This window comes from Mycobacterium innocens, assembly GCF_900566055.1.
Classification (GTDB): domain Bacteria; phylum Actinomycetota; class Actinomycetes; order Mycobacteriales; family Mycobacteriaceae; genus Mycobacterium; species Mycobacterium innocens.
Window position 1 is genome coordinate 1 of the sequence record NZ_UPHQ01000292.1, and the last position, 15118, is coordinate 15118.

Sequence of the window (15118 nt, forward strand, 5' to 3'; positions counted from 1 at the left end):
GACCAAGTCAGTGGTGCTCGGTCCGCCGGCTCCGCCGGCCCCGCCGGCGCCACCGCCGCCGTACAACCACCCGCCGTCGCCGCCCGTGCCGCCGGCCCCGCCGGTACCGCTGGTGGCGCCGTTGCCGCCGGTCCCACCGGCTCCGCCGGTGCCAATCAGCCCGACATTGCCGCCAGCCCCGCCGGCTCCGCCGGTGCCGACCGTGCCATTCACCGCGCCGTCACCGCCGGCTCCGCCGGCTCCGGCCATGCCCACCAGCCCGGCGTTGCCGCCGGCACCGCCGGCCCCGCCGGCGCCGAGTGAGCCGGCGCTGCCGTTGCCGCCGGCGCCGCCCAAGCCGTAGAGCAACCCGCCATTGCCGCCCGGTCCGCCGGGCGCACCCGTCCCCCCGTTCGCGGCGGCCCCGCCGTTGCCGCCGTGGCCGCCGTTTCCGATCAGGCCGGCGTCCCCGCCGGCCCCGCCGGGCTGGCCCGTTCCGCCGGACCCGCCGTTTCCACCGTTGCCGTACAGCAGCCCGCCGGCCCCGCCGGGCAGGCCGCTTCCCGCCGGCGCGTTGGCGCCATCGCCAATCAGCGGGCGCCCGAACAGCATCTCGGTGGGCGCGTTAACTGCATTCAGCAGTCCCTGCTCCGCAGACTGCAACGGTGAGGCGTTGGCGGCCTCGGCGGCCGCATACCAGCTCTCGGCGGTGTTCAATGCCTGCACGAACCGTTGATGAAACTCTGCCGCCTGGGCGCCGAGTGTCTGATAAGCCTGGGCGTGATGGGAAAAGAACGCCGCGATCGCCGCCGATACTTCGTCAGCACCCGCCGCCAGCACCTTAGCGGTGGGAGCTGCCGCCGCAGCGTTGGCCACTGTTATCGCCGAACCGATGCCGGCCAAGTCCGTCGCCGTCGACGTCAGCGCCTCCGACACTGCCACCACCAACGACATCGCTACCTCTGTTGCCTTGGTTCAGCGCCGTGCCGCCGCCTGGCGCGTCACCGAGGCATCGTATCGCGCTACGTGGGCCCGCTCTGGTGCTTTGTCCAAGGATGAATCGCATCATCGGTTTGGGCGTTCTGCGACCCTGGAAACCGCCGACCACTGGACTGGGATTCGCTCGCATGTCGAGCAACCGCAGGCTCATGTGGGTGTCGACGACGCCGGCGACTGCTATCGCTCAATTGGAGGCGGTCGGTGAGGGCGGCGATCGAATTGCTATGTCGGCCCACCGTCGGGTTACTGACCGCCATCTGATTACTTCGACTGCCCGCCTCGGAACGGCCGGTTATTTTTCCATGCGGCACTTGCCGATTCGGCACGGCTGTGGCTGGGAACTCGGCGTCGGCAATGCGGGTACCGTTGAGCAACAACACCGCAGCCGGCTACGTGTTGCTGCTGGCCTGGATGCGCTCATTCGGACGGCTGTTCGCGGTTGACATCGAGGGCACTGGTGCCTACGGTACCGGCCTGAGCCGCACCTGACTGCCGAGGGAGTGCGGGTGGCCGAGGTGAACCGCCCCGACCGCCGCCAGCGCCCTATCAAGGGCAAGTCCGACCCGCTCGATGCCTACGCCGCCGAGGCGGTCTTATCCGAAAGAGCCACCGTCACACCGAACCCATCGCTACCGACTATCCCGCGGCGGTGACCGCCAGGCCAACCGTGCCCTGCGCATGATCGCTTGCACCCGACTGGCCACCGACGCCCAAACACGCGCCTATCGTGCTCGCCGAGCACGAGAACAACTGTCGCCCAAAGACATCCTGCGATGCCTCAAACGCTACCTCGCCCGACAGGTCTACAAGGCCCTCGCCAGCGCAAACATCGATACAGCCGAAATCCCTACGGCAGCTAGACAACCATAGGAGCATCGGGGCGGTTCAGTACTCACCGTTGATGCGCGTCCTGCCAGGCTCGCAGAATCTCCGGGCGTAGCCGCCCACGGTCGGACACCGCCAGACCCGTGGTTTTCGCCCACGCGCGCAGTTCGGCACTGCTCGGCTCGGGATCGGCCGGAGTCGGCTCGAAAACCGTTGCGGCGCCGGCATCGTCGACGAACCAGGCCAGAGCGGCGGCAAGATAGCGGTAGGTGTATTCCTGGGCGAGCTTGCGGGTTTGGCAGAACACCATCGGCACCGTCGGAAAGCTGATCTGCAATTCGGCGAGCCCGTCGGCGACCGCGGCCGGGCGGGCATAGCTCAGCGCAAAGATCTCCGAATACCGCTCCTCGACCACCACCGCGGCCCGGGGTAGCGCCGCCAGCTCGGTGAGCTGATATTTCAGTGTGCCATTGAGCACCCCAGAGGTGAAGTCCGACAGCGCTTTACGCTCGACCGCCGCGACGAGCTGCCCGGCTACTTTCAGTCCGTAGTCGCCGCAGGCAAGGGCTTCGCGCGTCGTCCGCGCGGGCTTGTCGGTAAAGGTGTAGGGATAGCGTTCGTGAGAATCGACGATGATGTCGAGTTCCGGGATACCGGCGGCACGAGCCGTGGGGGTGCGCACGCCCGGCCGGGACTGTTTGCGGGTCTTGGGGCTCTGCCAGAACACCACCTGACGGCCGCGGGCCATGGTGTGCACCAGTTGGGATCGGTTCTCCCGGGAGCGGGCAGCGACAACGTCGATGGCCGCGCCGCGGCGGCTGCAGCTGCGCAACTCGACCCGGTCGACGACGACGGCGTCGTCGGGCCAGTCGGCGATGTCGAGCCGATGGCAATACAGCGCCTTGGTGCGCGGCCACACATCCGACGTGGCGAAGACCAGGCCCGCTCCCACCGGCACCCGAATCAGGTAGGGCAGCCGCGAGCTTTCGTCCGGGTTGGCGGCGACGAGCAGCTCCACAGTTTGCAGGGTACGGGTGGCTTGAGGGCGGGTGAAGGAGGCACTCGGGCGTAACTATCGCCGGAGGTATCCTTACCTTATCGATTAAGTAAGGAGCACGATGGAGGCTGCGGCCAAGATGACGTCGAAAGGTCAGGTGACGGTTCCCAAAGCGGTGCGTGATGCGCTCTGCCTGAAGCCCGGGGATCAGGTCGTCTTCCGGATTGAGGGCAGTCGGGCGGTGTTTGCCCGCACACCGGACTTTCTCTCCTTGGCCGGCACGATCCACGTACCGGCGGCGAAACGCAATGTTGCCTGGGACGAGGTGATTCGCCGCACGAAAACGAAACGAGCTGCGGGTCGACGTTGAGCGGGTTCGTCGACACGAACGTCCTGGTCCGACACTTGACCGGCGACCCGCCAGAGATGGCAGCACGGGCGACTGCCTACCTGGCGACCGCGCCGGATTTGCTCCTGACCGACCTGGTTGTCGCGGAAACGGTGTACGTGTTGGAGTCGTTCTATGAAACGCCCCGCGACCAGATTGCTCAAGCGATGCGGTCGCTCGTTGGCTTTCGCTCGGTACTCTGCGTGGACGCGGCCCTTCTGCTGCGCGCGATCGAAGTCTACGAGAGCAAACGGATCGACTTCGCGGAGGCGTACCTCACCGCCTGTGCTGAGAGCACCGGAGTCGGCAAGGTCGCGTCCTTCGATCGGTCCATCGACCGGATCACCACGATCGAGCGGATCGAGCCGCCGCCGGCCTGAACCCCAAGTTTGCGTGCGCTCACCTAGTGAAACCCGGCCTAGGCGAATCCGGCACGGCTTGTCAGACCCTTGTCTTACGCTGCGGCCATGGCTCAAACAACCCCACGCCGGGACGGGCCAACCGAGCACCGTCCCACGCCACCCGTGCTCGCCGCACACTCGCGTAACGACAGCGGCCTTTGGCATTCCTTGGCCGACCATCTGGCGGGAACCGGGCGACGGGCTGGCACATTCGGCAAGGCATTTGGCTCGGGTGACGCCTGCCGATTGGTGGGGGAGCTGCACGACCTTGGCAAAGCTGATCCTGCGTGGCAGCGGTATCTTGCTGCGGCCGATATCGGGAACAAACTGTCGATGGTCGATCACAAGCACGCGGGCGCATTCCTCTGCACCACTTGGGGACTAGGGACATTCGCGCCCGTCATCGTAGGTCATCACGGTGGGATACCGGACGCGACCGATGTCCGCTCGAAAATGCGCAGTGAGCCGACTACCGGCCATCAAGCCGCGATCGACCATGCCGAGACGCTCGGACTAATACCTCCCGACCCGCAGGCGGTAATCCCGCCGCGGTTTCGTCCCGGACCCCGCCCTGATTCGGCTGGCATGCGACGGATGGAGTTCTGGCTCCGCATGGTGTTCTCAGCGCTGGTAGACGCCGACGGGCTCGACACCGAGGAGCACTTTCGCCGCGGCCGGCGGGAGTTCCCACAACCACTCGGGCTCAGCGCTCTCGATGATCGATGCGAGGCCAGGCGCAAACTCTCGTTGGCGGAACGTCAAGGCGACCCGGTGACCCCGGCGCGAACCGCAATGTTCGACGAGGTGACGTCGAAGGCTTCGGCCTCCCCGGGATGGTTCGAGCTCACAGCACCGACAGGTTCGGGCAAGACGATTGCTGCGCTGGCGTTCGCTCTGCGACACGCGACCGTCAACGGACTTCGCCGTGTGGTGACCGCGGTTCCCTTCATTTCGGTGACCGAGCAGGTTGCAAACGTCTACCGCGCTCTGCTTGACGATGGGCCTGGTGCGCCCGTCGTACTTGAACATCATTCCGGAGTGTTCGCACGGGGTGAGTCGCAATCCGGCGCCGGCCTCTGGTCTCGCCTGGCGGCTGAGAATTGGGACGCAACCGTCATCGTGACGACGACAGTCCAGTTGTTGGAGTCACTATTCGGCAACAATCCCAGTCGGACTCGGAAACTGCATCGCCTGGCGCGATCCGTCATCGTCTTGGACGAGGTGCAGTCGTTGCCGTGGCGATTGCTTGACCCAACGCTCGATGTCCTCAGAGAACTCGTCAGGTTGTACGGGTGCTCGGTTGTCCTCACAACGGCAACACAGCCGCCGTTCGACAAGATTGGCAGTGCTGAGGGAGTCGAGCGCCGGGCCTTGCTCGACGTCGGAAATCGGAACAAAGTCTTCGACCGCACCGACGCGCACCTTGTCCCAGATCGGCTCTCATGGGACGGCTTTGCGTCACGAGTTGCCGCGGAGAGCGACGGACACCGCGGGCAATGTCTTGTCGTCCTCAACACCATCGCGGATGCCCGGGAGGTCTGTGGCCGCTTAGTCGGGCGGGCTGGGCTGGCGCACCTTTCGAGTCGGTTATGCCCAAAACATCGGGTCGATGTGCTCGACGCGGTCCTGGCGCGACTTCGAGAGGGGAGGCCGTGCACGTTGGTGTCGACGCAGGTTGTTGAAGCAGGCATCGATGTCGACTTTCCGGTTGCCATCCGGGCGTATGGGCCGTTGCCCGCCGTTGTGCAGGTTGCAGGTCGAGTTAATCGGCATGGGCTTGCGGACCGGGGGGAGCTGGTTCTCATCGATCCGGTCGACGGTCATGTTCCGCCTGACGAATACAAGATCGGCACGCAAATCACCCGCGACCTTCTGCGTTCGGGGGCCGACCCATTCGCGCCCGAGACGCTGGAAACGTACTACGACCGGCTGATTCACGCCACGCGTGACAAGCTGGACAAACTGGAAATTCAACGCGAGCGCGAGTCGCTGAATTTTGCGAAGGTAGCCGAGAGCTACCGCGTGATCGCCGACGAAACTACCCCTGTGCTCGTACCCTATGGAGGTTTCGACCCGACGGCGATCATAATACCGGACGATCCAGCATCGCGGCGCCATTTTCTGAGGCAGCACCAGCCGTTCACAGTATCGCTTCGCGGCCGAGAGTTGAACCGGTGCAAAGAAACCGGGCTCGTGGAAGAACGCGAAGCTGGCGTGATGGTCTGGTATGGCCCCTATGACAGTGTCTTCGGGCTTTCGGTCGATAAGGAAATGGAGGCTTTGATCTGGTGAACCGTCATCCGTTTGAAGTCGCGGTACGTGTATGGGGTCCGTTTGCCTGCTTCACGCGGCCCGAGTACGCGACGGAACGAGTGTCCTACCCAGTAATGACACCACCCGCTGCGGTAGGTATGCTCTCATCGATTTTCTGGAAGCCAGAGTTCGACTGGATTGTCACCCGGATCTGGGTGCTCGCTGAGCCCAAATGGGTTTCGATGACCCGCAACGAGGTGAAGAAGCGCGCAAGCCGCGACGGCAGAATCGATGTCCTGGAAGATCGGACGCAACGACACAATCTTTTCCTCAGGGATGTTGACTATGTCATCTTCGCGAGGCAGTCTCTTCGGAACCATACGTCAGACCCAGTTGCCAAGTACCGTGACCAGTTCCGTCGGAGGGTTGAGCGCGGCGCCTTCTTTTCGCCGCCATATCTTGGGTTACGTGAGTACGCTGCATCGTTCGCTCCCGTGGATCTAACTGTAACGCAGCCACTCTCCGGCCTGACCATTCCAATCGGCCCGATGAGTCTCGACCTCGGCTATCACGGCGATGACGGAAGTCTAACCAAGCCAGAGTTCTTCAATGCGACCGTTACCGATGGCGTGCTTGATGACATTCCGGTTCCATTGCGGCTGAAGGATCGATGATGCTCCTGCGAAGTCTTGATGAACTTTACGGTCGGCTTGTTGCCGAGGATCGATTGCCTCCAATCGGGTATCGGCGCAAGCGAGTTCGATTCATCGTGGATCTTGATGGCGGCGGGCGGTGCTTGGGAATCACCGACACCGCACCTGATGAAACGGTGCGAGTTGTTCCAGAGCTGGGCCGAACGAGTGGCATCCGCGCATTGTTGGCTTGCGACAATGTCCAGTACGTTCTTGGCCTGCCGAAGAACAACAGCGAGAGGGCAAAGAGCAACGCGCAGAAGGCTCGTGTCGCGTTCATCGATCGGCTCGATGAAGCAGCGAAAGCGCTAGGAACGCACGACAGGCCAGTAGCATCCGTCCTCGATGTGATTGCTCGTTTTGTCTCTGACCGTGACCGCGCGATTGGTGAGTTTCTCAGTCGGGGAATCACATTTGAGGCCGATTCCAGGGGCGACATAAAGGAAGCGAGCGCCCTTATCAGCTTCAGAGTCAACGGCGTAGATCCGAACGAGTTGGCCACGGTCCGTGATTGGTGGGCGGAAATCACCAACGTCGACCTCAGCGGCGGTGCCGAGGGCGTGTGCCAGGTTTCGAACACCTACTCAGCGTTGGCTAGGAAAACGCCGGACGTCTTCGTAAAACGTGGAATGGGGCAAAAGCTGATTTCAGCAAACTTTCGTTCCGCGTTGCGTTACAACGCCGAGCAATCCAGTGGCTCTCAGATCTCCGTTCCCGTGGCGATCCGCAGCCACCAGGCACTCAACTGGTTGTTGGCAGATGACCATCACCACAGGCGAATTGGCGAGTTGACATTCGTGTGGTGGCTGGCCGCCGACGCGGCATTCGATCCGTTCAATATCATCGCCGGGCCGCATGAGGACGATGTCGCGGCTCTGCTCGCCAGACCCTGGACTGGCCGGCCTGGACTCTCGCCATCGGATAGTTTTCGCCTACTTGGGCTGTCGTTAACTGAGGGCCGTGTTGTTGTCCGCTTTGACCATGTCAGCACGCTCGCCGAGATCGAGAGACGCACACAACGCTGGCTTGACCTCATAGCCCGGCCAGGACGAGACGGCAAGACATGGTGGCCCGCGATCTGGCATCTTGCCGAGGCTGCTGTTCCACTCGGCGAAGGTAATGCGCGCAAGGCGCGTAAGGACCGGATCATCGAAGCACTCGCCCGCGCAGCAGTGGCCGGGACGCCACTGCCACGCTCCGTGTTGGCGGCACTAATTGACCGTTGCAGGGCCGTACCAACCCCTCGCAATGGCGACAACATCGACTGGACAGCGGTCGGCGGCCGCCTCGCATGTCTCAATCTGTACGTGAACCTGAAGGAGGACCGAATGGGCGAACCCCACACAGCTGCAGTGCTTTGCGGCCGAATGCTTGCACAGCTCGAAGCTGCGCAGCACGCCGCACTCGGCTACGACATTAACCGCACGATCGTCGACCGCTACTATGCCAGCGCCTCGACGACGCCGAAAAAAGTCTTCGCGGGTCTGTTCAAAACCGCCAATCACAATCTGGCGAAGGCCGGTCGATCGGACCGCGGCAAGGGCGCCCAGATCGCAATCTCCCGCCGGTTAGCAGAGCTGGTCGCATTACTGATCGAGGCGGGGGGCTGGCCTGCCACGCTCAGGCTGGAGGAGCAAGCCGACTTCGCGCTCGGCTACTGGGACGAACGACAAGCGCGCTTCCATCGCGCGCAGGCAGATACCGATGAAACAACCGCTGAGGAGGAGTGATATGACAAAGCCTGCTTATCTCGATATCGGGAGGCGACACGATTTCCTGATGCTATATGACGTCACCGGCGGCAACCCAAACGGGGACCCGGACAATGGGAATGCGCCGCGCAGTGATCCCGAAACCGGCTACGCGTGGGTCAGCGATGTGGCGGTAAAGCGCAAAGTCCGATCATTCATTGGGGATGCTTATGTAGGCCGCGAAGGCTTCGAAATCTATGTCGGCGAGGCGGTTGCCCTCAACCAGCGGCACCGCGTCGCATCGGAAGCTCTTGGCATGCAGCCGAATAACAAGCGCCCTGCGGCCGAACAGCAGAAAGTTGGTGCTGAACTTGCCCGGCGCTATTACGATGTCCGCGCCTTCGGCGCCGTAATGTCGACAGGCGACCATCCTGCGGGTCAACTTCGCGGGCCGATTCAGATTACCGGTATCAGCACAAGCGTCGAACCCGTTCAGCCATCTGAATTGACGATTACCCGGGTCGCGGTGACAAAGGAATCGGATTTGGAGAAGCTTGCTACGGGTGAGAAGGGCGGCAAGGATCGTGAGATGGGCTCGAAACACATCGTGCCGTATGCGCTTTTCCGCGTACAGGGGTTCATAACTCCTTCGCTTGCTGACAAGACGGGTTTCGGCGAGGAAGACCTCGAAGTCTTCTGGGATGCGCTGCAACGCATGTGGTCACTCGACCGATCGTCGTCGCGTGGCATGACGGGATGCCGGGGAATCCACATCTTCACCCATGAGGACCGCTACGGGCGATGCCACCCCGAGCGCCTGTTCAGCCGTATATCAATCACACGCAAGGTGGAAGGCCCGGCACGTAAGTTCAGCGACTACAAAGTCGATGTCGACGTGGACGGGCTCGATTCACTCGGCGTCACCCACACACTGATCGGTGATTGACGACGACTGGGTGCTGCTATCTGAAATCGAGCATTGGGTCTACTGTCCGCGTCAGTGGGCCATCATCCATCACGAGCAGCACTTCACCGACAACGATGACACGACCCGTGGCCACCTTGAGCATCAACGTGTCGACACCGTCGGCCATGAGAGCCGCCACGGCGTGCAGGTTTACTGGGCCGTGGCGGTTGCGTCTGAAGTTCACCGTTTGCGTGGCCGCTGTGACCGCATCGCAGTGGAGGGCAAGCGAGCTATTCCGATCGAGCACAAGTCGGGAAGGCGGTCACATCACGCGGCGACGATACAGCTTGTGGGACAGGCGATCTGCTTGGAGGAGATGCTCGGGATACCAATAATGTATGGACGGATCTACCTGGCCGCGACCAACACATTTTGCGATGTCGATACCTCCAGTGAGGAGCTGAGAACCGCCGTACACCATGCGGCAGCGGAGATCCGCGACGCATGTTGGGAACAGAAATGGCTGCCCCGACCGGTGAATGATGCTCGCTGCCCGGCATGTTCGCTGAACGCGTGGTGCATGCCTCGGTTGGTTGGCGATTCGCACCGTCAGCGTGGCCTTCATGGAGCGACCTGGTGGCCCTGATCGCCGACAAGCGCCGCAGTCTCTACCTCACCACAGTGGGAACGTTTGTCGCGCTCGACCACGATTCGTTCGAGGTACGTCGACCCGACCAGCCGACGGTGCGGGCGCCAGTGCGCAGCATCGAGTCAATTGTCTGCTTCGGTAATATCACGTTGTCTACAGCGGTGATGGCCAGGTGTGCTGAAGACGGAATAGACGTTTCGTGGTTGACGAGCGGTGGTCGATTTCGGTTCGGATTACGTGCGCCTACTCATGGAAATGTCCTACTGCGAATGGAGCAGTGGCGTGCTGCAGTAGATACCGACCGATCCGTCGACATCGCGCGGACCATCGTTGCGGCTAAACTGCTCAACACCCGTGTTGTGTTGCTTGACGCGGCGAAGGACAGGTCATCGCGTAGCAGGGCGCTTCGTGAGGCTGGTGACGAACTCGCTGTATTTGCCGAAAGGGCAAGATTTGCAGGAGATCTCGATTCACTTCGAGGGATTGAGGGAGTCGGAGCTAAACGATACTTCGCGGAATGGTCCGCTCTCCTTTCGCCCGAAGGGTTCACGTTCACGGGTAGAGTACGGCACCCGCCTTTGGATCCGGTCAACGCCCTCTTGTCCTTTGGTTATGCATTGCTTCGGACACAGTGTGTGGCCGCAGCTGAGCATGTTGGGCTCGACCCACAGGTTGGTTTCCTGCACCCCGTCCGGCCGGGACGGCCATCGCTTGCGCTCGACCTGATGGAGGAGCTGCGGGCTCCGTTCGTTGATCGCTTGGTTTTGACCCTCATCAACCGCCGGCAGTTGAGTACCAAGTCCTTCGGCGTTGATCCCACTGGTGTATGGCGGCTGAGCGACGACAGCCGCACAACGTTTCTCGCTGCCTTCGACTCTCATCTACGGACGGCAATTCAGCATCGCGTGATCGACCAGGACATTGAGCGGCGGAAAGTGCCCGGACTTCAGGCGCTTCTCCTGGCACGGCACCTTCGCGGCGATCTGACGCACTATTTCCCATATCGAACGACAGGGCGGTGAGATGGAGATACTGGTGGCCTATGACATCAGCACGGCGTCACCTGACGGGGAGCGTCGTCTTCGCGAGATAGCGAAGGTTTGCGAGGGGTACGGTTTGCGTGTCCAAAAGTCAGTCTTCGAATGCCAGCTGGAAATGCGCGAAGTCCGTCTGCTAATACATGACGTTGAGAAGGTTATCGACCCGAGGACCGATCGGGTAGCCGTCTACAGACTGCGTGAGCCGTACCGTCGCTACGTGGTGACCCGCGGGCGTGGACCAGATGTCGACTGGCGCCAACCAGTCATTTTGTGAAGGGGCGGACCTGGGTTAGACATGCGACCCGTAGTAGATCCGCCCGAGGATTTGGGCTCCGTAAGCGCAGAACGGTTCATTGATAAGTTGATGATTGTCGCGGTCGCCGAAAAATGGCTGGTCGCGAACGGCGGCGCCGGGCTTTGCTCGGCGCCGAGGATCGGAACACCAACAACAAGGACGCGATGCTGTTGATAGTGCCGAGCGGCGCCGGGCTTTGCTCGGCGCCGAGGATCGGAACCCTGTCAGCAACCAATATTCATCGACGCCCGTTCTGGCGGCGCCGGGCTTTGCTCGGCGCCGAGGATCGGAACATGGAAGGCCGACCACGATCCGATCTGGCGTCCAGGCGGCGCCGGGCTTTGCTCGGCGCCGAGGATCGGAACCTTGCCATCGCGCCAGGCTCCTACGAGATCCGCCGAGGCGGCGCCGGGCTTTGCTCGGCGCCGAGGATCGGAACGAGCCCGGCGAGCTCGTCCAACTCAACGCCGGCCACGCGGCGCCGGGCTTTGCTCGGCGCCGAGGATCGGAACTTTCATGCGCGCAGACGACACCGACGAACCAAACGGCGGCGCCGGGCTTTGCTCGGCGCCGAGGATCGGAACCGGATCACCATTGGGACACTGGACTTTTAGCGTCTCGCGGCGCCGGGCTTTGCTCGGCGCCGAGGATCGGAACGTTGTGATCGACATCGACCTCCCCGATGGCCCGAGCGGCGCCGGGCTTTGCTCGGCGCCGAGGATCGGAACGTGTGCGCCCCAGATCGGGTGTATCTCGTCGGGATTGGCGGCGCCGGGCTTTGCTCGGCGCCGAGGATCGGAACGTCTGCACGGAGCCCGTAAATCCATCCTGTCGGCTCGGCGGCGCCGGGCTTTGCTCGGCGCCGAGGATCGGAACACAGCACGTGCCGCGACTGCGGCGGATCACTGCTCGGCGGCGCCGGGCTTTGCTCGGCGCCGAGGATCGGAACCGGGTGATCTGGGGCGGTCATGAGAACAGGTCCGTGGGCGGCGCCGGGCTTTGCTCGGCGCCGAGGATCGGAACCCTGCCAGTTGTGCCAGTGTCCGTCGGACAGGATTTGGCGGCGCCGGGCTTTGCTCGGCGCCGAGGATCGGAACCTGCCAGTTGTGCCAGTGTCCGTCGGACAGGATTTGGCGGCGCCGGGCTTTGCTCGGCGCCGAGGATCGGAACATCGACGCCCGTTCTGTCAGCGATGCGACCGACGAGCGGCGCCGGGCTTTGCTCGGCGCCGAGGATCGGAACTTTCCGAGGTTGGTGATGTGGTGCAATATGGCGCCGGCGGCGCCGGGCTTTGCTCGGCGCCGAGGATCGGAACGCGTTGGGTGTAGCCGCATGATCCGCAGGTGATGTGGCGGCGCCGGGCTTTGCTCGGCGCCGAGGATCGGAACCAATCTTCGGAAGAAAGATGAAGCCGATGCTGCTGGCGGCGCCGGGCTTTGCTCGGCGCCGAGGATCGGAACCGCGGGGTGGCCGGCAGCGCGTGCGATGCGCAGCTGGCGGCGCCGGGCTTTGCTCGGCGCCGAGGATCGGAACAAGACGCCGATCGAACAGATCATTGGGATCCTCATGGCGGCGCCGGGCTTTGCTCGGCGCCGAGGATCGGAACGGGGGGTAGACCGCGGGTCATGTCAGTCATCCATCTCTGGCGGCGCCGGGCTTTGCTCGGCGCCGAGGATCGGAACCAGCCATGAATCCGGGCGCTTACTGCGATCCGCTCCGGCGGCGCCGGGCTTTGCTCGGCGCCGAGGATCGGAACGATCAGGCCGCCGCTGAGGCTGATGCCCTCCCCCTGGGCGGCGCCGGGCTTTGCTCGGCGCCGAGGATCGGAACAACACCTGCCCGAGCGTTGGCGACGAGCTGGTCGTGGCGGCGCCGGGCTTTGCTCGGCGCCGAGGATCGGAACCACGGTTACCGATTCGTCGGACTGGGCGACGGTGCGGGCGGCGCCGGGCTTTGCTCGGCGCCGAGGATCGGAACACCTTGAGGACGATTCGTCGCCAATACAAACGTCGGCGGCGCCGGGCTTTGCTCGGCGCCGAGGATCGGAACGACTGGATGGCGCCGGGAAAGCCGCTTAACTGGCGGGCGGCGCCGGGCTTTGCTCGGCGCCGAGGATCGGAACGCTCGTTGACATGACCTCGGTCGCGCCAACACCACAGGCGGCGCCGGGCTTTGCTCGGCGCCGAGGATCGGAACTCCGCCATGGCGTCATCCGTCCGTACTCGGCTTCCGCGGCGCCGGGCTTTGCTCGGCGCCGAGGATCGGAACGACTGGCAGACCATGCAATGCATCAAACCGGGTAAGGCGGCGCCGGGCTTTGCTCGGCGCCGAGGATCGGAACTGTATACCTGTCGGAGTCGGACGCTTACGAATCAAGCGGCGCCGGGCTTTGCTCGGCGCCGAGGATCGGAACTGCAGTGTCGCTGGTCGCCCAGTTCTACGACGACGCGGCGGCGCCGGGCTTTGCTCGGCGCCGAGGATCGGAACTGCAGTGTCGCTGGTCGCCCAGTTCTACGACGACGCGGCGGCGCCGGGCTTTGCTCGGCGCCGAGGATCGGAACCGCCGCTGGATTACTGGCGAGGTGCTCCCGTCGATCCGGCGGCGCCGGGCTTTGCTCGGCGCCGAGGATCGGAACACCGCTACCGTGCCCCCAAGCGCATAGAGGGTTGGCGGCGGCGCCGGGCTTTGCTCGGCGCCGAGGATCGGAACGCTGATCATGTTCTCGATCACCGTGCACAGCGGCCCGCGGCGCCGGGCTTTGCTCGGCGCCGAGGATCGGAACACCCAAGCATGGCGGGCCAGCCGGGCGCTGTGGCAGACGCGGCGCCGGGCTTTGCTCGGCGCCGAGGATCGGAACATAGCGTTGGGCGCACCGACTTTTGCACGCCGGAGCGGCGCCGGGCTTTGCTCGGCGCCGAGGATCGGAACACCGCTTTGTGAGCACCGCAGCGCGGCTCACGCAGGCGGCGCCGGGCTTTGCTCGGCGCCGCGGATCGGAACAGCGATCGGCGCGGACGGCTATGGGCGATTTTGGTTGGCGGCGCCGGGCTTTGCTCGGCGCCGAGGATCGGAACGGACATCCACTCGACCAGCTCCCCGACCGTGGGCCGGCGGCGCCGGGCTTTGCTCGGCGCCGAGGATCGGAACATTGGACACCGACGCCGTGGCGGCAACTGCGGCCGAGCGGCGCTGGGCTTTGCTCGGCGCCGAGGATCGGAACCGATGAGATCGGCAGGCACTTGGGTACCGTGCCAGCGGCGCCGGGCTTTGCTCGGTGCCGAGGATCGGAACCTCGGGGTCGTTGGGCGCCGGCGTGGCCAAGCAAGCGGCAGCTCCGGGCTTTGTTCGGCGCCCAGGATCCGAACGACCGTACCGCACGCACCATCGACAAGGTCGTCAAGCTGCGGCTGGCTGTGCTCGGCGCCTTGGATCGGGACATGACCGGACGGGCATTGTCGTCGCTGGCGTCCTCGACGGCGGCGGCTGACTTTGCTCGGCGCCGAGGATCGGAAGATCAAGCTCAACAAATGGCTCCAGGTGCACACAAACGCGGATCGGGCGGTGCTCGGCACAGAAGTTTCAAAGCGGCGATCCGGCGCGGACGCGTCGAAGTAGTCGAAGTACAAATCGTCGGCCTCGCACGCGGCGGCTACCAGCGCATCGGAATGTCAACCCGCACCGGTGAATCACGCTCCTGGCAGATCGCGCTGGACGTCGAGGTCACCGCGGTCGTAACTCAGTTTTTCCAAACGAAACACTACCGGGGCTGCGCCCCAACCTGTGGAACCGTGCCAGCGGTGGGCTGCTGAGTTGGGGGCTCCGGCTGGGACGTAATCGGTGGCATGCTGATGCCACCAGAATGTGTGACCGCTGCCTGTGAGCGGTTGAGGGACCCGGGATTTGGGTCCTCGTCCCGAACCGGAGCCTGTAATGACGCTACCCCGCACTGCCGCCGATGTCTTGTCCGAGCATGTGGTGTTCGAGTTGGAGTCAATCGATCG

General features: G+C 63.9%; 12 protein-coding genes, 2 pseudogenes and 1 CRISPR repeat array. Of the genes and pseudogenes, 12 read left to right on the plus strand and 2 right to left on the minus strand.

The features are described from left to right. On the minus strand, positions 1–933 hold a 933-nt coding region (locus EET03_RS27960; RefSeq protein WP_136625771.1), incomplete at its 3' end, for a PE family protein. A gap of 146 nt (positions 934–1079) precedes the next feature. Between EET03_RS27960 and EET03_RS32120 the strand changes: the two are divergent. Together EET03_RS32120 and EET03_RS32555 are read left to right on the plus strand one after the other, a co-directional pair. Continuing rightward, positions 1080–1348, plus strand: a pseudogene (locus EET03_RS32120) (PIN domain-containing protein); the annotation flags it as partial. Continuing rightward, the gene (locus EET03_RS32555) at positions 1333–1467 is read left to right on the plus strand and encodes a hypothetical protein (protein WP_279637765.1); all 135 of its coding nucleotides are present in this window, start codon (positions 1333–1335) and stop codon (positions 1465–1467) included. The pseudogene EET03_RS32120 and the gene EET03_RS32555, both read left to right, overlap by 16 nt. 403 nt (positions 1468–1870) lie before the next feature. On the opposite strand, the gene EET03_RS27975 is transcribed toward EET03_RS32555, so the two are convergent. Continuing rightward, a complete protein-coding gene (locus EET03_RS27975) occupies positions 1871–2821 on the minus strand; it encodes an ERCC4 domain-containing protein (RefSeq protein ID WP_075544934.1) in 951 nt (316 codons plus the stop codon). A gap of 100 nt (positions 2822–2921) precedes the next feature. Between EET03_RS27975 and EET03_RS27980 the strand changes: the two genes are divergently transcribed. The 10 genes and pseudogenes from EET03_RS27980 (at position 2922) to cas2 (ending at position 11095) form a co-directional block, all read left to right on the plus strand. After that, positions 2922–3170 (plus strand): AbrB/MazE/SpoVT family DNA-binding domain-containing protein, encoded by a 249-nt coding sequence (locus EET03_RS27980; protein ID WP_075544933.1) that lies wholly within the window; start codon positions 2922–2924, stop codon positions 3168–3170. Continuing rightward, entirely contained in the window at positions 3167–3568 is a 402-nt protein-coding gene (locus EET03_RS27985; RefSeq protein ID WP_075544932.1) for a PIN domain-containing protein, read from the plus strand. Before EET03_RS27980 ends, EET03_RS27985 begins: the two co-directional genes overlap by 4 nt. An 87-nt stretch (positions 3569–3655) precedes the next feature. Beyond that, positions 3656–4231 (plus strand): annotated as a pseudogene (locus tag EET03_RS33180) (CRISPR-associated endonuclease Cas3''); the annotation flags it as partial. 129 nt (positions 4232–4360) lie between these two features. After that, a complete protein-coding gene (cas3, locus tag EET03_RS27990; RefSeq protein ID WP_244232576.1) occupies positions 4361–5881 on the plus strand; it encodes a CRISPR-associated helicase Cas3' in 1521 nt (506 codons plus the stop codon). After that, positions 5878–6516, plus strand: coding sequence for a type I-C CRISPR-associated protein Cas5c (gene cas5c / locus EET03_RS27995; protein ID WP_099194114.1), 639 nt, complete (start codon positions 5878–5880; stop codon positions 6514–6516). The genes cas3 and cas5c overlap by 4 nt, the downstream gene beginning before the upstream one ends. Further along, on the plus strand, positions 6516–8264 hold the full coding sequence (gene cas8c, locus EET03_RS28000; protein ID WP_167470721.1) for a type I-C CRISPR-associated protein Cas8c/Csd1: 1749 nt from the start codon (positions 6516–6518) through the stop codon (positions 8262–8264). The genes cas5c and cas8c overlap by 1 nt, the downstream gene beginning before the upstream one ends. A gap of 1 nt (position 8265) precedes the next feature. Next, positions 8266–9171: a type I-C CRISPR-associated protein Cas7/Csd2 gene (gene cas7c / locus EET03_RS28005; RefSeq protein WP_075544928.1), complete on the plus strand. Its 906-nt coding sequence runs from the start codon at positions 8266–8268 to the stop codon at positions 9169–9171. Next, positions 9164–9778, plus strand: coding sequence for a CRISPR-associated protein Cas4 (gene cas4 / locus EET03_RS28010; protein ID WP_075544927.1), 615 nt, complete (start codon positions 9164–9166; stop codon positions 9776–9778). Before cas7c ends, cas4 begins: the two co-directional genes overlap by 8 nt. Next, positions 9769–10803 carry a type I-C CRISPR-associated endonuclease Cas1c gene (gene cas1c, locus EET03_RS28015; protein WP_167470722.1) on the plus strand — a complete coding sequence of 345 codons (1035 nt, stop codon included), beginning with the start codon at positions 9769–9771 and terminating at the stop codon, positions 10801–10803. The genes cas4 and cas1c overlap by 10 nt, the downstream gene beginning before the upstream one ends. A 1-nt stretch (position 10804) precedes the next feature. Further along, entirely contained in the window at positions 10805–11095 is a 291-nt protein-coding gene (gene cas2, locus EET03_RS33185; RefSeq protein WP_075544926.1) for a CRISPR-associated endonuclease Cas2, read from the plus strand. A 130-nt stretch (positions 11096–11225) separates the two neighbouring features. Next, a CRISPR array of direct repeats spans positions 11226–14630; the repeat unit is 37 nt; unit sequence GCGGCGCCGGGCTTTGCTCGGCGCCGAGGATCGGAAC. Positions 14631–15118: the final 488 nt, after the last annotated feature.

Excerpts from the sequence above, each read along its gene's own strand:
- EET03_RS32555 (WP_279637765.1), top strand. The coding sequence starts at position 1,333 with ATGCGGGTACCGTTGAGCAACAACACCGCAGCCGGCTACGTGTTGCTG.
- cas8c (WP_167470721.1), top strand. The coding sequence starts at position 6,516 with ATGCTCCTGCGAAGTCTTGATGAACTTTACGGTCGGCTTGTTGCCGAG.
- cas2 (WP_075544926.1), top strand. The coding sequence starts at position 10,805 with ATGGAGATACTGGTGGCCTATGACATCAGCACGGCGTCACCTGACGGG.
- EET03_RS27980 (WP_075544933.1), top strand. The coding sequence starts at position 2,922 with ATGGAGGCTGCGGCCAAGATGACGTCGAAAGGTCAGGTGACGGTTCCC.
- cas7c (WP_075544928.1), top strand. The coding sequence starts at position 8,266 with ATGACAAAGCCTGCTTATCTCGATATCGGGAGGCGACACGATTTCCTG.